This window comes from Streptomyces anulatus (assembly GCF_014650675.1).
Lineage (GTDB): Bacteria > Actinomycetota > Actinomycetes > Streptomycetales > Streptomycetaceae > Streptomyces > Streptomyces anulatus.
On sequence record NZ_BMVK01000019.1, the window covers coordinates 67,079 to 85,435 of the forward strand.

The 18,357-nt window shown below is 71.6% G+C and carries 14 protein-coding genes; 3 read left to right on the forward strand and 11 right to left on the reverse strand.

Annotation, left to right across the window (positions count from 1 at the left end; genetic code table 11):
- Positions 1 to 59 precede the first annotated feature (59 nt).
- Entirely contained in the window at positions 60 to 1,634 is a 1,575-nt protein-coding gene (locus tag IE272_RS32700) for a PucR family transcriptional regulator (RefSeq protein WP_050358553.1), read from the reverse strand.
- Positions 1,635 to 1,820: 186 nt separating this feature from the next.
- Complete coding sequence (locus IE272_RS32705; protein WP_190009347.1) at positions 1,821 to 4,253, reverse strand: ATP/GTP-binding protein; 2,433 nt, start codon at positions 4,251 to 4,253, stop codon at positions 1,821 to 1,823.
- 286 nt (positions 4,254 to 4,539) lie between these two features.
- Here IE272_RS32705 and gabT point away from each other — a divergent pair, with 286 nt between their 5' ends.
- Complete coding sequence (gene gabT / locus IE272_RS32710) at positions 4,540 to 5,880, forward strand: 4-aminobutyrate--2-oxoglutarate transaminase (protein WP_050358555.1); 1,341 nt, start codon at positions 4,540 to 4,542, stop codon at positions 5,878 to 5,880.
- Between the two features lie 148 nt (positions 5,881 to 6,028).
- Complete coding sequence (locus IE272_RS32715; RefSeq protein WP_190009349.1) at positions 6,029 to 6,877, forward strand: phosphatase PAP2 family protein; 849 nt, start codon at positions 6,029 to 6,031, stop codon at positions 6,875 to 6,877.
- Here the strand turns inward: IE272_RS32715 and IE272_RS32720 are convergent.
- From IE272_RS32720 to IE272_RS32755, 8 genes are all read right to left on the reverse strand, one after another.
- The gene (locus IE272_RS32720; protein ID WP_190009351.1) at positions 6,828 to 8,651 is read right to left on the reverse strand and encodes a chitinase; all 1,824 of its coding nucleotides are present in this window, start codon (positions 8,649 to 8,651) and stop codon (positions 6,828 to 6,830) included. The genes IE272_RS32715 and IE272_RS32720 overlap by 50 nt on opposite strands.
- A gap of 89 nt (positions 8,652 to 8,740) precedes the next feature.
- Positions 8,741 to 9,214 (reverse strand): bifunctional DNA primase/polymerase, encoded by a 474-nt coding sequence (locus IE272_RS32725; RefSeq protein WP_190009353.1) that lies wholly within the window; start codon positions 9,212 to 9,214, stop codon positions 8,741 to 8,743.
- Positions 9,215 to 9,361: 147 nt separating this feature from the next.
- Positions 9,362 to 10,780 (reverse strand): NAD(P)/FAD-dependent oxidoreductase, encoded by a 1,419-nt coding sequence (locus tag IE272_RS32730; protein WP_190009356.1) that lies wholly within the window; start codon positions 10,778 to 10,780, stop codon positions 9,362 to 9,364.
- 86 nt (positions 10,781 to 10,866) lie between these two features.
- The gene (locus IE272_RS32735; RefSeq protein WP_050358559.1) at positions 10,867 to 11,670 is read right to left on the reverse strand and encodes an ABC transporter permease; all 804 of its coding nucleotides are present in this window, start codon (positions 11,668 to 11,670) and stop codon (positions 10,867 to 10,869) included.
- A complete protein-coding gene (locus IE272_RS32740; RefSeq protein ID WP_007452646.1) occupies positions 11,670 to 12,602 on the reverse strand; it encodes an ABC transporter permease in 933 nt (310 codons plus the stop codon). The genes IE272_RS32735 and IE272_RS32740 overlap by 1 nt, the downstream gene beginning before the upstream one ends.
- The gene (locus tag IE272_RS32745; RefSeq protein WP_098891438.1) at positions 12,599 to 13,750 is read right to left on the reverse strand and encodes an ABC transporter ATP-binding protein; all 1,152 of its coding nucleotides are present in this window, start codon (positions 13,748 to 13,750) and stop codon (positions 12,599 to 12,601) included. Before IE272_RS32745 ends, IE272_RS32740 begins: the two co-directional genes overlap by 4 nt.
- A gap of 111 nt (positions 13,751 to 13,861) precedes the next feature.
- The gene (locus tag IE272_RS32750) at positions 13,862 to 15,109 is read right to left on the reverse strand and encodes an ABC transporter substrate-binding protein (protein ID WP_050358561.1); all 1,248 of its coding nucleotides are present in this window, start codon (positions 15,107 to 15,109) and stop codon (positions 13,862 to 13,864) included.
- Between the two features lie 62 nt (positions 15,110 to 15,171).
- Complete coding sequence (locus IE272_RS32755) at positions 15,172 to 16,686, reverse strand: gamma-aminobutyraldehyde dehydrogenase (RefSeq protein WP_056704278.1); 1,515 nt, start codon at positions 16,684 to 16,686, stop codon at positions 15,172 to 15,174.
- Positions 16,687 to 16,893: 207 nt separating this feature from the next.
- Here IE272_RS32755 and ybiA point away from each other — a divergent pair, with 207 nt between their 5' ends.
- The gene (ybiA, locus tag IE272_RS32760; RefSeq protein ID WP_073957528.1) at positions 16,894 to 17,451 is read left to right on the forward strand and encodes a riboflavin biosynthesis intermediates N-glycosidase; all 558 of its coding nucleotides are present in this window, start codon (positions 16,894 to 16,896) and stop codon (positions 17,449 to 17,451) included.
- Between the two features lie 136 nt (positions 17,452 to 17,587).
- On the opposite strand, the gene IE272_RS32765 is transcribed toward ybiA, so the two are convergent.
- A complete protein-coding gene (locus IE272_RS32765) occupies positions 17,588 to 18,289 on the reverse strand; it encodes a DUF4190 domain-containing protein (protein WP_078961233.1) in 702 nt (233 codons plus the stop codon).
- Positions 18,290 to 18,357: the final 68 nt, after the last annotated feature.

Here is an 18,357-nt window from a genome sequence, read left to right on the forward strand (position 1 = left end):
GGAGTGGGGTGGGTGTCCGCTGCTCCGATTTGGCCAGGGGCTTGCGGGTGGGCGGGCGCTCACTCCTCGGCGGGCGTGGCCGCCTCGGTCGTCTTGAGGGCGAGCCACAGCTCCATGCGGACGTCCGGGTCGTCCAGCGAGCGGCCCAGGATCTCCTCCACCCGCCGCATCCGGTAGCGCAGGGTGTGCCGGTGCACGCCCAGATCGGCGGCTGCGGCGTCCCACTGGCCGTGGCGGGAGAGCCAGGCGCGTAGGGAGGCCACGAGGTCGCCGCGCCCCTTGGCGTCGTGCTCGTACAGCGCGCGGAGCATGCCGTCGGCGAAGGCCCGTACCGCGTCGTCGGCGAGCAGCGGCAGCACCGAGCCGGCGGCCAGCTCCTCGTGCTCGACCAGCGCCCTGCCCCGGCGGCGGGCGACGGAGAGGGCCTGTTCGGCCTGCTTGTACGCGGCGGAGACGGCGATCGGGCCGGAGGGGGCGGAGAGGCCGACCACGACGTCGCTGTCCTCGGCGCCGCCCTCGCGCGGGGCACGGTCGTCCTGCGCCTCGGCGTAGGCGGCGCAGGCGGCCACGGCGGAGCCGCCGTCCGCGGCGAGCACGACGACGCGCTCCGCCTCGGGGACCAGGAGCAACGCCTCGCCGGTACGGGCGGCGGCGGCCTCCATCGTCTCGGTGAGCAGCTCGGATCCGGCGGGTGCGGCGGCCTCGGCGATGAGCAGCCGGAACGGGGCGTCGAGCAGCCCGCCGTAGAGGTCTCCGGCGACGGCCCGCGCGTGGTCGGGCTGGCCTGCGAGCAGCATGCGCAGGACGGCGGCGCCCAGGCGTTGCTCGGCGCCCTGGAGGGAGCGGGAGCGGGCGGTGGTCAGGGTGAGCAGGGCGACGGCGGAGTGCACGGCGTAGCGCTCGGCGGTCCCGAGCGCCGCTCCCGTACCGACGGCCAGCGCGCCGCGGGCCCGGCGGCCGGTGCCCAGCGACTGGAGCTCGACCCGGTCCTCGTTGTCGCCGACGACGACGCTGGCGGGGGCGGGCCGGTCCCGGAGGCGCTCGACGTCGGGGGTGAGGCGGGCGGCGCGGCGGGCGGCCCAGTCCGGGGCGGCGGCGAGCACCGCGCCGGAGGTGTCGTACAGGGCGGCCCAGCCGTCGATGTGGGCGGCGAGCCGGGCGAGGAGCTCGGCGGGGCCGTCCCCGGCGAGCGCGGCCTTCGTCAGCTCACGCTGGGCCTCGAAGCCGGCGGTGACCGCGCGGTACTGGTCGGCGGCGATGGCGGCGGAGACGGCCTTGCTGATGGCGAGGAACGGGGTGCGGCGGGGCACTTCGAGGAGCGGCAGCCCTGCCTCCTCGGCGGCGTCCACGAGGGCGGCCGGGACGTCGTCGTAGTTCACCCCGACCGCGAACCCCACCCCGGCGACCCCGGCCCCGGCCAGCCGCCGCACGTAGCGCCGCATGGACTCGGGGTCGTCGGCGTCGAGATTGGTGGCGGTCACGAGGAGGAGTTCACCGCCGTCCATGTACGGGACGGGGTCGGCCAGCTCGCTGGCGTGGGCCCAGCGCACGGGGGTGCCGAGCCGGTCCGCGCCCGCCCGCACGGTGAGCTTGAGCGCCGAGTGCTGGACGAGCGAGGCGAGCGTGGGGGGCATGGGCCGGGAACCCTCAAGGTCGGGGACGAGGTCGCGGCGCCGCCGTACGGACGGCCGGATCGTCGGCCGGATCGGTGACACCGAATTTCGCCGTCGCGTATGAACGGCTGTCTCCGATTCTGCCAGGGCGGCAGAGTCCCGGTAACCGCTCTCGGCCGCCCGTCGCCCTACTTCCCGGTAGGAGCCTCAGCCGTCGAGGTGGACGAGGAGGGGGGGTGCGTGTTCGCCCTCGACCGTGGCCAACCGGATGACCGCATGGCCTGCCGGGACCGCGTACGCCAGCTCCGAGGCCGACCAGCGCTCCCGCTCGACCTGCCGTACGGTCACCGCGTCCGTGGTCACGGCCTTGCCGGTGACGAGTTTGCGCAGGGCGTGCAGGGCGCGGGTGAACGGCTGGTCGGCGAAGACGGTGTGCTGGGCGACCTCGCGGGTCTCGACCCATTCCTTGCCCCAGGCTTCGGCGAAGCGTTTGCCGTCCCAGGTGGTGATGCCGGAGAAGGCGGCCGTGCAGCCGACCGCACCGAGCAGCGGCGTGTGCAGGGTCTCGGGGACGTCGTCGACGGTACGGAGGGCGAGGACGGCCCCCGCGTTGACCGAGCGCAGCCTGCGGATGCCCCGCACGGTCTCGGCGGTCACGGCGTGGGTGGCGTCGTCCAGGACCAGGCAGGCGAAGAGCGTGGTGTCGGTGCGGGCCGCGGTGATCGCGGTGAACTGGGCCAGGAGCAGCCGGGTGAGTAGCCGGGACGCCTCCGCGTGACCGCGCTCCGGCAGGTCGACGCGGACCCGCAGGGGGTGCTGGCCGAGCGCCCGCAGCGAGAACGGGCGGGCGTCCGGGCCGGTGGCGAAGAATCCGGTGAACGCGGGCCGGTCCAGCAGGGCGACCCGGTCGGCGAGGGCCGGTGCGGGGTCGCCCGGGCCGCCCGCCTGCCGGGACCGCGCGTCCAGCTCGCGGAGCATCGCGTGGTGGCCGGCGGCTTCGAGGGAGGCGCGGAGCCCGGCGAGCGCGGCCGGTGTGCCGTCGAGGAGTTCGCGCAGTTCGGGCACGGAGGGGAAGTGGCCGTGGGCCGCGCGGTAGGGGCCCAGCAGCTGGGCGAGGACCGTGGCGGCGCGGCGGCTGTCGAGACTGCCGACATCGCCGACGAGCCCTTCGGCGAGGACGGCCGCCGCCTCGTCGGGGTCGGTGGTGCCGCCGTAGAGGTCGATGTCGTGGGCGGAGCCGGGGTGGCCGAGGCGGACGACGACGTCGAAGGCGTCATCCGGTCCGAGCGGCGCCCCCGCGCCTCCGACGGCGAGGACCGCGGCCTGTCCGGCCAGGGCGCGCAGGGCGAGGGCCTCGACGACCGGCCGGATCAGCCGGGCGGTCTTCCCGGCGCCGGGCGGTCCGACCGCGAGCAGGGAGGTGCCGAGCAGCGCGGGTTCCAGGGCGAGGCCCGTGCCCCTGCGGACGTAGGGGTTGTGCGGGTCGTCCGCGCACCGGCCGATCCTGACCTGGCCGGTGAGCACGTCGTGGCGGGCTCCGCGCCGGGGCAGGTCCCGGTGGCCGGAGGGGTGCAGGGCGGCGGCGCCTCCGGTCCGGAGCACGGCCTCCGCGAGGGGGGCGAGCCGGTCGGGCCGCCGGGTGGCGAGCGCCCACGCGTGGCGCAGCCGGGCCACGTCCACATCGTTCATCCGGCCGGTGCGGACCTCGGCGGTGAGGGTGTCCGCGGCGTCGGCCCAGCCCGCGGTGCGCAGCTCGGGCCACTGGTCGGCGGAGGTCGCGGCGGCGGGGGCCGCCGCGGTGCCGTCCGGCGCCGGGGTGGCGGTGGCCCGGCGGGCGGCGATCAGTTCGCGCCAGCAGCCGAGCCGGGCGAAGGGGTAGAGCACGGCGGCGGCGATCACCGCGTAGATGACGTTGACGACGGTCTGGCTCTGGTAGATCTCGCCGCCCGCGACGGAGGCGACCAGCACGAGGACCGGGCGGACGACCGGAAGCGCCTCCTTCCAGACGAGCAGCTGGGTCAGGCCCGCCGCGGCGGCTGCCGCGAGCGCGAGGAAGGGCTGTCCCCGGTCGGCGACATGGCGGCGGAACAGCTCGGAGAAGTTGCCGATCCGGCCGCAGCCGTAGGCCAGCAGGCCGAAGAGGATCGCCTCGTACACCGTGAGGGCGTCGCTGCCCTCGATGGTGCGGGGGCCGCCGGACGTTCCCGGGTTCCACCACTCGCCCGGGGTGAAGAGCTTCAGCGGAACGAGGCGGTAGGGAAGGTAGCCGTTGCGCCACAGCGACCACAGCAGCAGCGCGGAGAGCAGCGAGATCAGCGCGCCGACCAGCAGCGACCGGTTCGAGACGCCCTCGGGCTCCTCGGGCGGCGGCGGGGTGTATCCGTACCGCCAGACGCCCGGCTCCTGCGGCGGGCGGGGTGTGCGCAGCCAGGCGTCGACCGGGGCGCCGGGGACCGGCTGCTCGGCCGGCGAGGCCGGTCCGGGCCGGGTCGGGTGCTGCTCGACGGGCGTGGCCCCCGGACGTGGGCCGGCGGCGGGCGCGGGTACTCGCGGCGGGGTCGTGGGCGGTGGCGGGAGGGCCGGTCCCGGGACCCTGTCCGCGCTCGATCCCCGTGCGCCCCGCGTGCCGTCGTCGTCCATGAACCACTGCCCCCTTGACCTGCCGGTCCGTCCGCTGCCCCGGTCAATCTAGTGCGCGCACACGGTGAGTTCAGCAACGCGCCCGGATAGTGACCGTCCCGGGGGCCGCGCGGACGCGGGCCGCGCGGACGGACGGCCGGTCCAGGCATGGGCGGTACGGCCGGGCCATCTGTCCGCCAAGGACAAGGACACGCCCCCACCACTCCCGATCGGAGCATGCCCGCACCCCTCCCCCGCCCCTAGCCTGCAGAAAGAAGAGCGTCCGAAACACCCCCAGGAGCCCCTCATGACCGCAATCCCGCAGGAGCGCCGCGTCGTCACTGCCATCCCCGGCCCGAAGTCGGTGGAGCTGCAGGCCCGCCGCCTCGCCGCCGTCGCCGCAGGTGTGGGCTCCACCCTGCCGGTGTTCACCGCCCGTGCGGGCGGCGGGATCATCGAGGACGTGGACGGCAACCGTCTGATCGACTTCGGGTCCGGGATCGCCGTGACCTCCGTCGGCGCGTCCGCCGAGGCCGTCGTGCGGCGGGCCTCCGCGCAGCTCGCGAACTTCACCCACACCTGTTTCATGGTCACGCCGTACGAGGGGTACGTCGAGGTCTGCGAGCAGCTCGCCGAGCTGACGCCGGGCGACCACGCGAAGAAGTCCGCGCTGTTCAACTCGGGCGCCGAGGCCGTCGAGAACGCGGTGAAGATCGCCCGTGCCTACACCAAGCGCACGGCGGTCGTCGTCTTCGACCACGGCTACCACGGCCGCACGAACCTCACCATGGGCATGACGGCGAAGAACATGCCGTACAAGCAGGGCTTCGGCCCGTTCGCGCCCGAGGTCTACCGCGTCCCGGTCGCCTACGGCTACCGCTGGCCGACCGGCGCCGAGAACGCCGGCGCCGAGGCGTCCGCGCAGGCCATCGACGAGATCACCAAGCAGATCGGCGCGGACAACGTCGCCGCGATCATCATCGAGCCGGTGCTCGGCGAGGGCGGCTTCATCGAGCCGGCCAAGGGCTTCCTCCCGGCGATCGCGCAGTTCGCGAAGGACAACGGCATCGTGTTCGTCGCGGACGAGATCCAGTCCGGCTTCTGCCGTACCGGCCAGTGGTTCGCGTGCGAGGACGAGGGCATCGTCCCGGACCTGATCACCACCGCCAAGGGCATCGCCGGCGGTCTGCCGCTGTCCGCCGTGACGGGCCGCGCCGAGATCATGGACGCCGCGCACGCGGGCGGCCTGGGCGGTACGTACGGCGGTAACCCGGTGGCCTGCGCCGGTGCGCTCGGGGCCATCGAGACGATGCGCGAGCTGGACCTGAACGGGAAGGCCAAGCGGATCGAGGAGGTCATGAAGGGCCGCCTGGCGGAGATGCGGGCGAAGCTGCCGAACGGCGACATCATCGGCGACATCCGCGGGCGCGGCGCGATGATCGCGATCGAGCTGGTGAAGTCCGGCACGAAGGACCCGAACCCGGAGGCGGCCGGCGCGCTCGCGAAGGCCTGCCACGCCGAAGGCGTCATGGTTCTGACCTGCGGTACGTACGGCAACGTCCTGCGCTTCCTGCCGCCGCTGGTGATCGGCGAGGACCTGCTGAACGAGGGCCTCGACGTGATCGAGCAGGCATTCGGCACGCTCTGATCCTTCGAACCCGGGAACGGGCGGGGGTGGCCTTTCGCCGCTTCCGTCCGCCATCCGGGTGAGGGCCTGTGAAGAACGTGTGCGGGGGCGATGGCGGGAGGTGGCGGCGACTGTCGGCCGCCTCTTCGCTGCCGTACGGTTTCTGCAGATGAGAGAAACACCTCGGTCGCGGGAAACCGCGGCCGACGCCGGGCCGGGGCTTCCCCAGCGCCGTCCCGGGCGTGCGTTCGCGCACACCGGAGCCTCCGGCTCCGGGACTCCTCACCGATCGGACGGCCGCCCGCCCCACACCCCCCGGGGCGCGCGGCGAACCGATCTCGCCGGCCATCCCGGAACAACCCCCCCTGTTCCCGGGTGGCCGGCCCCTCTCGTTTCCGGCGTCCTCGGTCTGCTCGCGGTCCTGTTCGCGCTGATCACCTGGCAGGTCGCCGTCGAGGGTCCGCTGCTGCGGCTCGACGAGCGCGTGGGCGGGGAGCTGTTCGGGCACGGACCGGCCGCGCTGACCCAGGTGTTCTCCGATCTCGGCGGGATGCCGGTGGCGCTTCCCGTGCTGACCTGCGTGATCGCGTACGCCCTGTGGCGGCGTGCTCTGCGGCTCGCCGTGTACGCGGCCCTCACCATGGCGGCGGTGCCCGCGCTGGTGATCCCGCTGAAGGTGGCGACCGCCCGGCAGGGGCCGCTGACGGAGGCCGTCAACTACTACCCGTCCGGTCATACGGCGACGGCCGCCGTGGCGTACGGGGCCTCGGCCCTGGTGCTGCTGGCCCTGCCCCGCCCGTCGTGGCTGCGGGAGGCGTCCTGGACCCGGGCGTGGATGATGCCCGTCGCCGCGATCCTGTTGACCACGGCGACGGGCATCGGTCTGGTGCTGCACGGCTACCACTGGCCGCTGGACGTGCTGGCCAGTTGGTGCCTGGGGCCTCTGGTGCTCGCGCCCCTGTGGTGGGTCAGTTGCCGAAGTAGGCGTCGAAGTTCTTCGAGAACTCCCAGTTGTTGAAGCGGTCCCAGTTGATGGACCAGGTCATCAGGCCGCGCAGGTCGGACCAGGTCCCGTGGGTCTGGTAGGAGCCGCAGTCGGTCTTCTTGGTGAGGCAGTTGAGCGCCTTGTTGACCTCGGCCGGTGAGGTGTGGCCGTTGCCCGCCTGGGTGGAGGCCGGGAGGCCGATGGCGACCTGGTCGGGGCGCAGGCCGGGGAAGACCTTGCCGGTGTCGCCCGCCACCGGGAAGCCCGCGAGCAGCATGTCGGTCATCGCGATGTGGAAGTCCGCGCCGCCCATCGAGTGGTACTGGTTGTCCAGCCCCATGATCGGGCCCGAGTTGTAGTCCTGGACGTGCAGCAGGGTCAGGTCGTCGCGCAGTGCGTGGATGACCGGCAGGTAGGAGCCGGCGCGCGGGTCCTGGCCGCCCCAGGGGCCGGAGCCGTAGAACTGGTAGCCGAGCTGCACGAAGAAGGTCTCGGGCGCCATCGTGAGGACGAAGTCCGGGCCGTACTTCGCCTTGAGCGACTTCACCGCGGAGATCAGGTTGACGATCACCGGTGAGGTGGGGCTGCGGAAGTCGGTGTCGCCGGTGTTCAGCGAGAGCGAGTGGCCCTCGAAGTCGATGTCCAGGCCGTCCAGGCCGTAGGTGTCGATGATCTTCGAGACGGAGGTGACGAAGGCGTCCCGGGCGGCGGTGGAGGCGAGCTGCACCTGTCCGTTCTGGCCGCCGATCGAGATCAGCACCTTCTTGCCCGCGGCCTGCTTGGCCTTGATCGCGGCCTTGAACTCCGCCTCGGACTCGACGTTCGGGCACTCGGCGACCGGGCAGAGCGCGAAGCGGATGTCGCCGGAGGTGACGGAGGTGGGCTCGCCGAAGGCGAGGTTGATGACGTCCCAGGAGTCGGGCACGTCCGCCATCCGGGTGTAGCCGGAGCCGTTGGCGAAGCTGGAGTGCAGGTAGCCGACGAGGGCGCGGGGCGGGAGCTTGGTGTCGCCGCCTCCGCCGCCCGCCGTGGTGGTCGCGGTGACGGCGGCCGACTTCGCGGACTCCCCGGCCGCGTTGGTGGCGGTGACCTGGAAGCTGTACGCGGTGGAGGCGGTCAGGCCCGTCACGGTGGCGGAAGGCCCGGTGGCCGTGGCGACCTTCGTACCGCCGCGGTAGACGTTGTAGCCGCTCGCGCCGGAGACGGGGCTCCAGGAGAGCGCGACGGAGGAGGAGGCGATCGCGGTGGTCTTGAGGCCGGCGGGGACGGCCGGGATCACGACGGGCTCGCCGCCGGGGCCGACGAGGGTGAGGTCGTCGGCGTAGTAGGCCGGGGTGCCGTACCAGCCGTGGGTGTAGACGCTCACGGAGGTGGTGGAGGGGCCGGTCCTGAAGGTGGTGGTGAGCTGCTTCCACGCACCGGGGGACTGGGTCCAGGTGGAGACGTCGGTGGTGCCGGTGCCGGCCGCGCCGAGGTAGACGTGGCTGCCCTGCACCCAGGCGCTCAGCGTGTACGAGGAGTTGGGCTTGACCGTGATGCTCTGGGAGCACTTGGCGTGGTCGTTGCCGGCCGGGGTCGCCTTGAGCGCGGAGGTGCCGCTGCGGGTGGGCGTGGAGACGGCCGTCCCGCTGGAGGCCGCGCAGTTCCAGCCGTCCAGGCCCGCCTCGAAGCCGCCGTTGCGTGCCAGGTCCACATCGGCGGCGCCTGCCGCCGGGGCCGTGGCGACCAGGGCGCCGGCGGCGAGCAGGAGGGCCGAGGAGACGGCCAGAAGTCCGGAAAATCTGACGGTTGGTCCGGTGCGTTGCACAACAGCCTCCGCGCAGGGGGGAATTCGTGGTTGGCGTGCGCATAACATGGTCCAGACCAATCAGGTTGTCAAGACCTCTGGCAGCCGGCTCAGCCCTCCGGGCGTTCCGCGCGGGCGTCCCCGGCGGCCGCGCCGGCCGCCTCGTGCATCGCGAGTTCGAGGAGTCCGGCGTCGGTGAGGGTCCCCGAGCCGTCCGGCGGGACCAGCCAGCGCACTCCCCCGCCGGCCCGCCCCGGATACGGGACGACGATCCAGGTACCCCGGCCGCAGCCCCTGATACCGGTGCCGATCCAGCGGGAGACGGTGCCCGGCGGGACGAAGAAGCCCATGCGGGACTCCCCGAAGTCGGCGAGAACGGGGCCCGGGCGGTCGATCAGACGGGTGAGGATGTCGAGCGTGGGGTAGCCCAGCTCGCCCGGGAGGATCAGAACGTCCCAGCGCCTGCCGGCGGGAAGGAGCGCGATCCCCTGCGGATTGCGCTCCCACTCCCACCGGCAGGCGGCCGGGTCCGGCGCCACCGATGTGAGCCACTCGACCGCGGCCTTCGTTTCCGAGCCAGTCATGACCAGCCTCCCGTTGACGTGAGCACCGGCGGGGTTCCGCCGGTGCGTACACGTGCGAGAGAGCGTTCGGCGTCGATTATGACGCGGGTTGAGGCTACTAGTTGGTAGTGAGGTGGGTCACAGCGCGCGGTCCGGGCCGGACGCGGCTCAGCTGTCGAAGCCGAGACCCAGCTTGTCCATGGTCTTCAGCCACAGATTGCGGTGCCCGCCGTTGCTGTCGGCGTGGGCCAGCGAGCGCTTGGTGATCTCGATCCCGGCCCAGGCGAAGGGCTCCGGCGGGAAGGGCATCGGCTTGGAGCGGACCATGTCCAGGCGGGTCCGTGCCGTCTCCTCGCCGGAGAGCAGGTCGAGCATCACATCGGCCCCGAAGCGGGTGGAGCCGACGCCGAGACCGGTGAATCCGGCGGCGTACGCGACCCGCCCCTGATGGGCCGTGCCGAAGAACGCGGTAAAGCGGGAGCAGGTGTCGATCGCACCGCCCCAGGCATGCGAGAAATTCAGTCCGGAAAGCTGCGGGAAGCACGTGAAGAACTGCTCCGCGAGTTTCAGGAACGTCTCCGGCCGCTGGTCGAGATCGGCGCTGAGCCGGCCTCCGTACGGATAGATCGCGTCGTATCCGCCCCACAGGATCCGGTTGTCCGCGGAAAGCCGGAAGTAGTGGAACTGATTGGCGCTGTCGCCGAGCCCCTGGCGTCCCTTCCAGCCGATGGACGCGAGCTGCTCGGCAGTGAGCGGTTCGGTCATCAGCGCGTAGTCGTAGACCGGCACGGTGTACGGGCGGATCCGCTTGACGAGCGACGGAAAGATGTTGGTGCCGAGGGCGACGCGCCGCGCGAAGACCCGGCCGTACGGGGTGCGGACCGCCATTCCGGATCCGGAGCGGACCAGGTCCAGGCCCCGGGTGTGCTCGTGGATCCGTACGCCCAGCTCCAGGCAGGCCCGCTTCAGGCCCCAGGCGAGCTTCGCCGGGTGCAGCATCGCGACGCCGCGCCGGTCCCAGAGCCCGCCGAGGAAGGTGGGCGAGTCGACCTCGGCGCGCAGGGCGTCACGGTCCAGGAAGTCCACGCCCGTGATGCCGAGGCCCACGATCTCCTCGTGCCATTCCCGCAGCTCCTGAAGCTGGTGGGGTTCGGTGGCGACGTCGATCTCGCCGGTGCGCTCGAACTCGCAGTCGATGCCGTAGCGGGCGACCGCGGCCTCGATGGCGTCGAGGTTCCGCTCCCCCAGCTCCTCCAGCTTCGCGATGTCGTCCGGCCAGCGCTCCACACCGTTGGCCAGGCCGTGGGTGAGGGAGGCGGCGCAGAAGCCGCCGTTGCGGCCCGAGGCGGCCCAGCCCACCTCGTGCCCCTCGATGAGGACGACGTCCCGGTCCGGGTCCCGCTCCTTGGCGATGAGCGCGGTCCACAGACCGCTGTAGCCGCCGCCGATGACCAGCAGGTCGGTGTGCTCGTCGCCGGTGAGGGCGGGCAGCGCATCGGGTTTGGCCGGGTCGTCCAGCCAGTAGGAGACCGGCTTCGCGCCGGCGATCGATCGTGCGGCAGCAGTACGCATGGCAGCTGGGGCCATGGTTTCCAACTCCTTCAGGAATTTCAGGGGGTGTCTTGTCGGTCAGGCCGGACCCCGCGAGCCCGGCCTGACCGACAAGACACCCCCTAGGGTCGAGCGTTGTTCTTGCGTCGGCTCGCTATGACCTGGCCGACGAGAACCACCGATATCGCAATGATGAACATCGCGGTGCCGATGACGTTGATCTGCACGGGCGTGCCGCGCTGTGCCGATCCCCAGACGAACATGGGGAACGTGACGGTGGAGCCCGCGTTGAAATTCGTGATGATGAAATCGTCGAACGAGAGCGCGAAGGCGAGCATCGCTCCCGCCGCGATTCCCGGGGCCGCTATGGGCAGGGTCACCCGCAGGAAGGTCTGCACGGGCCCCGCGTACAGGTCGCGGGCGGCTTCCTCCAGTCTCGGGTCCATCGACATGACGCGCGCCTTGACGGCGGTCACCACGAAGCTGAGGCAGAACATGATGTGGGCGATCAGCACGGTCCAGAAGCCGAGCTGCGCGCCCATGTTCAGGAACAGCGTGAGCAGGGACGCGGCCATGACGACCTCGGGCATCGCCATCGGCAGGAAGATCAGCGAGTTGATCGCGCCGCGCGCCCGGAAGCGGTAGCGGACCAGCGCGAACGCGATCATCGTACCGAGCGCGGTCGCCCCGAGCGTCGCCCAGAAGGCGATCTGGAGCGAGAGGGAGAGCGAGCCGCACAGGTCGGCGACGCCGCAGGGGTCCTTCCAGGCGTCCAGCGAGAACCGCTGCCAGGCGTAGTTGAAGCGCCCGTTGGGCTTGTTGAACGAGAACACCATCACGACGATGTTCGGCAGGATCATGTACGCGAGGGTCAGCAGACCAGCGATGACGACCAGGTTCCGGCGTATCCAGCGCAGTACGGGCATCAGACCAGGTCCTCCGTCCCGGAGCGGCGGATGTAGAAGGTGACCGCCAGCAGGACGATCGCCATGAGGATGAACGAGAGCGCGGCGGCCGTCGGATAGTCCAGGACCCGCAGGAACTGGCTCTGGATGACGCTGCCGACCATCTTGGTGTCGGTGGAGCCGAGGAGTTCCGCGTTGACGTAGTCGCCGCTGGCCGGGATGAAGGTCAGCAGGGTGCCGGAGACGACGCCGGGCATGGAGAGCGGGAACGTCACCTTGCGGAAGGTGGTGGCGGGGGTGGCGTAGAGGTCGCCCGCCGCCTCGTGCAGCCGGCCGTCGATCCGCTCCAGCGAGGTGTAGAGCGGCAGGATCATGAACGGCAGGAAGTTGTACGTGAGGCCGCAGACGACCGCCATCGGGGTGGCGAGGACCCGGTTGGACTCGGTCCAGCCGAGCCAGCTGGTGACGTCCAGGACGTGCAGGGTGTTCAGCACGTCCACGACCGCGCCGCCGTCGGCGAGGATCGTCTTCCACGCCAGCGTACGGATGAGGAAGCTGGTGAAGAACGGGGCGATGACCAGGACGAGCACCAGGTTGCGCCAGCGGCCCGCCTTGAAGGCGATGAGGTAGGCGAGCGGGTAGCCCAGCAGCAGGCACAGGATCGTGGCGGTGCCCGCGTACAGCAGGGACCGGATGAACTGCGGGTAGTACTCGCGCAGCGCGTCCACGTACGTCTGGAAGTGCCAGGTGACCTCGAAGCCCTGCTCCAGGGAGCCGGTCTGTACGGAGGTGGAGGCCTGGTAGACGAGCGGCAGGGCGAAGAAGACGACCAGCCAGAGGATGCCGGGGAGCAGCAGCCAGTAGGGGACGAGGCGTTTGCGGGTGGAGGGCTTGCGGAGCACCGGCTCCCGGGGGTCGGCTGGGGGCGCGGGCGGCGCCTCGGTGAGGCTCACGCCGCGTCCTCCACGCTCTCCACGCCGGCGTCGATGTCCTGGTCGGCGTCGAGGCCGAAGGTGTGGGCGGGGTTCCAGTGCAGGACCACCTCGGCGCCGGGAAGGAGTCCCGCACGCCTGTCGATGTTCTGCTCGTACACCTGGAGCGCCTTGCCCGCCGGGCTCTCGACGACGTACTGGGTGGAGACGCCGATGAAGCTGGAGTCGACGATGCGGCCGGTGACGCGGTTGCGGCCGGCGGCTATGGAGTCCGCGTCGTCCGCGTGGGCCAGGGATATCTTCTCGGGCCGGATGCCGAGGAGGAGCCGGCCGCCGGTGGTGGTGGCGGCGGAACATCGCTCGCGGGGCAGAGTGAGCTTGCCGCCGCCCGCGGCCACCACCAGGTCGCCGCCCGTGGAGACGATCTCACCCTCGATGAGGTTGGACGTGCCGAGGAAGTTGGCGACGAAGGTGGTGCGCGGGTTCTCGTAGAGGTCGGCGGGCGCGCCGAGCTGCTCGACACGGCCCCCGTTCATCACCGCGACGGTGTCGGCCATGGTCATGGCCTCCTCCTGGTCGTGGGTGACGTGCACGAAGGTGATGCCGACCTCGGTCTGGATCCGCTTGAGCTCCAGCTGCATCTGACGGCGGAGCTTGAGGTCCAGGGCGCCGAGCGGTTCGTCGAGCAGCAGGACCTGCGGGTGGTTGATGAGCGCGCGGGCGACGGCGACGCGCTGCTGCTGGCCGCCGGAGAGCTGGTGCGGTTTGCGCCGGGCGAAGTCGCCGAGCTCGACGAGCTCCAGCATGTCGTCGACCTGCTTCTTGACCGACTTGATGCCGCGACGGCGCAGCCCGAAGGCGACGTTCTCGGTGATGTCCAGGTGCGGGAAGAGCGCGTAGCTCTGGAAGACGGTGTTGACGGGCCGCTTGTACGGGGGCAGGTCGGTGATGTCCTTCTCCCCGAGGAAGACCGTGCCGGTGGTGGCCTCCTCCAGGCCGGCGATCATCCGCAGGGTGGTGGTCTTGCCGCAGCCGGACGCGCCGAGCAGGGCGAAGAAGGAGCCCTGGGGCACGGTCAGGTCGAGCGGCTGCACGGCGGTGAAGGAGCCGTAGGTCTTGCTGATCCCGGCGAGGCGGACATCGCCGCCCGCGGTCTGCTGCTGTGTCATGGGTCGCAGTCCCAGTGTGTTCGGGGGGAGTTCGGGGAAAGGGGTGGCCTCGGACGGGCCGGGCCGGGCCGGGCCGTTGTGTCGCGGTGCGGCCGGCGGCGGGTCCGGTGGTCAGGCGCCGATGAGCTTGGCGAACTTCTCCTCGTACGCCGTCTCTTCCTTCGTGCTCAGGGAGCGGAAGGAGCGGGACTTCGCCGCCATCTCCTTGTCGGGAAGGATCAGCGTGTTGGAGGCCATCGACTCGTCGATCCTGGCGAGTTCGTCGCGTACGCCGTCGACCGGGCAGACGTAGTTGATGTACGCGGCGAGCTGGGCGGCGACCGGGGGCTCGTAGTAGTAGTCGATGAGCTTCTCGGCGTTGGTCTTGTGCCGGGCCTGCGCGGGGACCAGGAGGTTGTCGCTGGAGGTGATGTATCCGGCGGCCGGGATGGCGAACCTGATGTCCGGGTTGTCGGCCTGCAGCTGGATGATGTCCCCGGCCCAGCCGACGCAGGCGGCGATGTCGCCCTTGCTGAGGTCGGCGGTGTAGTCGTTGCCCGTGAAGCGGCGGATCTGCTTCTTGTCGACGGCCTTCTGGAGGCGGCCGATCGCGCCGTCGAAGTCGGTGTCGGTGAACTTCCCCGGGTCCTTGCCCTGGTCGAGGAGGGTCATGCCGATGGTGTCGCGCATCTCGGAGAGGAAGGAGACGCGGCCCTTGAGCTTCGGGTCGTCGAGCAGCTGGGTGACGGAGTCGACCTTGCGGCCGCCGGTCGCCTTCACGTTGTACGCGATGACGGTCGGGATGCCGGTCCAGGGGTAGGAGTAGGCGCGGCCCGGGTCCCAGTCGGGGGTGCGGAACTGGGCGGACACGTTGGCGAAGGCGTGCGGGAGGTTCGAGGCGTCGAGCTTCTGCGCCCAGCCGAGCCGGATGATGCGGGCGGCGAGCCAGTCGGTGACGCATATGAGGTCGCGCCCGGTGTTCTGACCGGCCGCGAGCTGCGGTTTGATCTTCCCGAAGAACTCGACGTTGTCGTTGATGTCCTCGGTGTACTTGACCCTGATCCCGGTGCGCTTGGTGAAGGCCTCCAGGGTGGGGCGGCCCTTCTCGTCCTCGCTGACGTCCATGTACTCGGTCCAGTTGGAGAAGGTGACTTCCTTCTCCTCGGCCGAGTGGTCGTCGGAGGGCGCCCCGGCGTCGGCGCGCTTGGCGGGCGGGATGCCGCACGCGCCGAGGGTGGCCATGCCGCCCAGGGCGAGCGCGCCCATGCCGGAGGCGCGCAGCAGGGAGCGGCGGGTGAGGGCGCCCCGGCCGCTGGTCAGGGATCGCCTCATGGCCGCCAGTTGGGCGGACGAGAGGCGCTCGGGCTCGTAACTCTCCATACGCGTTGCCCTTTCGGGTGGGAGGCCGCCAGGGCCTCTCGGCCCTGATCGTGCGGCAGCTGCTATCGGTCCCCGAAGATCGTGCGGTGCCAGTCCTTGCGGGCGACCGCGGTGTTGTCGTACATGACGTGCTTGACCTGCGTGTACTCCTCGAAGGAGTACGCCGACATGTCCTTGCCGAAACCGCTGGCCTTGTATCCGCCGTGCGGCATCTCGGAGAGGATCGGGATGTGGTCGTTCACCCACACACAGCCCGCCTGGATCTCGCGGGTGGCGCGGTTCGCGCGGTACAGGTCGCGGGTCCAGGCGGAGGCGGCCAGTCCGTACGGGGTGTCGTTGGCGAGCGCGATGCCCTCGTCGTCGGTGTCGAAGGGCAGCACCACCAGGACGGGGCCGAAGATCTCCGACTGGACGATCTCGCTGTCCTGGGCGGCGCCCGCGACGAGGGTGGGCCGGTAGTACGCGCCGTCGGCGAGGTGGCCGCCGGGGGCCTCGCCGCCGGTGACGACCCGGGCGTAGCCGCGGGCCCGCTCGACGAAGGCGGCGACGCGGTCGCGCTGGGCGTGGCTGATCAGGGGGCCGAGGTCGGTGGCGGAGTCGAAGGGGTCGCCGAGCCGGACGGTCTCCATGAGTGCGGCGACGTCCCGGACGAAGGCGTCGTAGAGCGGGCGCTGGACGTAGGCGCGGGTGGCGGCGGTGCAGTCCTGGCCGGTGTTGATGAGGGAGCCGGCGACCGCTCCGTGGACGGCGGCCTCCAGGTCGGCGTCGTCGAAGACCACGAAGGGGGCCTTGCCGCCGAGCTCCAGGTGGAGGCGCTTGACGGTGGCGGTGGCGATCTCGGCGACCCGCTTGCCGACGGCGGTGGAGCCGGTGAAGGAGGTCATGACGACGTCGGGGTGGCCGACGAGGTGCTCGCCGGCGTCCTTGCCCGCGCCGGTGACGATGTTGATCACACCGTCGGGGATACCGGCCTCGGTGGCGGCCTGGGCGAACATCAGCGAGGTGAGCGGGGTCAGCTCGGCGGGCTTGAGGACGATGGTGTTGCCCGCGGCGACGGCCGGGAGGACCTTCCAGGCGGCCATCTGGAGGGGGTAGTTCCAGGGGGCGATGGAGCCGACGACGCCGATCGCCTCGCGGCGTACGTAGGAGGTGTGGTCGCCGTCGTACTCGGCGGCGGCCTTGCCCTCCAGGTGGCGTGCCGCGCCCGCGAAGAAGGCGGCGTTGTCGACGGTGCCGGGGACGTCGAACTCGGTGGAGAGCTTGATCGGCTTGCCGCACTGGAGGGACTCGGCGTACGCGAAGTCGTCCGCCTGCTCGGCGAGGACGGCGGCGAAGCGGTGCATCGCCTCGGAGCGTTCGCCGGGGGTGGCTCCGGACCAGCCGGGGAAGGCGGCGCGGGCGGCGGCGACGGCCGCGTCCACGTCGTCGGTGCCCGCCAGCTCGTAGCGGAGCACCCTCTCGCCGGTCGCGGGGTTCACCACCTCGTGGTGGTTGCCGGACGTACCGGGGAGCAGCTTGCCGCCGATGTACTGCGCACCTTCCGCGAAGCGGTCCTGAACCTGGAAGCCGTTGCTCATGACGCTCTCCTCCGCCGCTGTACCCGCTGGGCGGGGTCGGCGTAGCTTCTTCGTGAATTGAGTGCCGATCCTGACAGAGGGGTTCAAGCCCAACAAGTGATTCCGTTGTTGCCTTTTGGTTACGCGACGGAATCTGTCGACCATGTGTCGTGTCGGTGCGGAAATCCCCGTACGGAGTGTCAGTGGCGGATGCCACACTCACATGCCATGGCACCGATCGATGAGCTTCTGGCGGACGTGGCGCAGGGCAAGCGGGTGAAGTATCTGCCGTTCTGGGGGCACCGCCCGCGCCCGGACGGGCGGCTGGGGAGCAGTTGTCTCAGCCAGTGGTGGCCGTCGCCGTTCACGGTGGACGGGGTGACGTACGCGAGTGCCGAGCACTGGATGATGGCCGGCAAGGCTCGGCTCTTCGGCGATCCGGAGGCGGAGCGGGCCGCGGTGTCGGCGACGAGCCCGGCGGCGGCGAAGAAGGCGGGGCGCCTGGTCCGCGGCTTCGACGAGGACATGTGGATACGGGAGCGGTTCGCGCTGGTGGTGGCGGGCAGCACGCACAAGTTCGGGCAGGACCCGGAGTTGGGCGGCTATCTCCTGGGCACCGGGGACCGGGTGCTGGTGGAGGCTTCCCCGCTGGACCGGATCTGGGGCATCGGGCTCGCGGCGGACGACGAGCGGGTGGAGCGGCCGCAGGAGTGGCGGGGGCTGAATCTGCTGGGCTTCGCGCTGATGGAGGCGCGCGAGAGGCTGCGAGCGGGCGCGGCGGTCTGAGGCGGTTCCGCACGGTCTCGTACAGGGCCTCCGAGCCGGCTCCGTACGGGGACGCGGGCGGGTGGCGACCGGCGCCCGGCCGGGCGGGGATCGGTCCCCGCCCGGCCGGTGGTGCGCGGCGTTCACACCGACGGTGCTAGCGACGGTCCTCCACGACCAGTGATGTGGCGAACGGGTCGTCGTAGGTGCTGTCGTAGTCGCTGTCGCTGTCCGCGCTCGTCGCGGCCCAGATGATCACGCCGAGGATCGCGGCGCCGACGACGATGCCGACGGAGCCGAGGATGACCCCGGCGAGCGCCATGCCCCGGTTGGTGGCCTCGCCGCGCTTGGCACGGCCGAGGCCGATGATGCCGAAGATCAGCGCGAGGATGCCGAGGATGATGTTGACGCCGTAGAGGCAGAAGCCGACCACCGAGATGATGCCGATCACCATCGCGGCCGTGCCCAGACCGTTGTTGGGCGCGGGGGCCCAGCCGGCCGGACCCGCTCCGTAGGCGCCGTAGCCCGGGTAGCCGCCGTACGGCTGCGCGGGCGGAGCCGGGTAGCCGTAGTGCGCGGCGGCCGGCGGCGGGGCCGCGTGGCCGGGGCCGTTCGGGCCGATCGGCGGCGGCGGTACGTCCGAGGGTGCCGGCCCGAAGCCTCCGGGCTGGGGTATCGGCCCGGTGCCGTCCCCCGCGGCCGGTCCGGCACTCGGCATGGACGTCACGGTCTGCTGGTCGTGGACCGCGGGCGGCGGTGTGTGCGCACCCGGCTTGCCCAGTTCCACCCTGCTGTCCGGCGGTGCCCACGGATCGCGCGGCGCGGCCCCGCCCCCGGGCTGCTCTGTGTTGTCTGACATGGGCCTCCCCCATCGTGGTCCCGTCATGCTACGGCCAGGCCTCAACGCCCCGGACCCCGCCTGCGATG

Bases quoted from the DNA above. Each gene is read 5' to 3' on its own strand.
- IE272_RS32700 (WP_050358553.1), bottom strand. From the start codon at position 1,634: ATGCCCCCCACGCTCGCCTCGCTCGTCCAGCACTCGGCGCTCAAGCTC.
- IE272_RS32705 (WP_190009347.1), bottom strand. From the start codon at position 4,253: ATGGACGACGACGGCACGCGGGGCGCACGGGGATCGAGCGCGGACAGG.
- gabT (WP_050358555.1), top strand. From the start codon at position 4,540: ATGACCGCAATCCCGCAGGAGCGCCGCGTCGTCACTGCCATCCCCGGC.
- IE272_RS32715 (WP_190009349.1), top strand. From the start codon at position 6,029: ATGAGAGAAACACCTCGGTCGCGGGAAACCGCGGCCGACGCCGGGCCG.
- IE272_RS32725 (WP_190009353.1), bottom strand. From the start codon at position 9,214: ATGACTGGCTCGGAAACGAAGGCCGCGGTCGAGTGGCTCACATCGGTG.
- IE272_RS32730 (WP_190009356.1), bottom strand. From the start codon at position 10,780: ATGGCCCCAGCTGCCATGCGTACTGCTGCCGCACGATCGATCGCCGGC.
- IE272_RS32735 (WP_050358559.1), bottom strand. From the start codon at position 11,670: ATGCCCGTACTGCGCTGGATACGCCGGAACCTGGTCGTCATCGCTGGT.
- IE272_RS32745 (WP_098891438.1), bottom strand. From the start codon at position 13,750: ATGACACAGCAGCAGACCGCGGGCGGCGATGTCCGCCTCGCCGGGATC.
- IE272_RS32750 (WP_050358561.1), bottom strand. From the start codon at position 15,109: ATGGAGAGTTACGAGCCCGAGCGCCTCTCGTCCGCCCAACTGGCGGCC.
- IE272_RS32755 (WP_056704278.1), bottom strand. From the start codon at position 16,686: ATGAGCAACGGCTTCCAGGTTCAGGACCGCTTCGCGGAAGGTGCGCAG.
- ybiA (WP_073957528.1), top strand. From the start codon at position 16,894: ATGGCACCGATCGATGAGCTTCTGGCGGACGTGGCGCAGGGCAAGCGG.
- IE272_RS32765 (WP_078961233.1), bottom strand. From the start codon at position 18,289: ATGTCAGACAACACAGAGCAGCCCGGGGGCGGGGCCGCGCCGCGCGAT.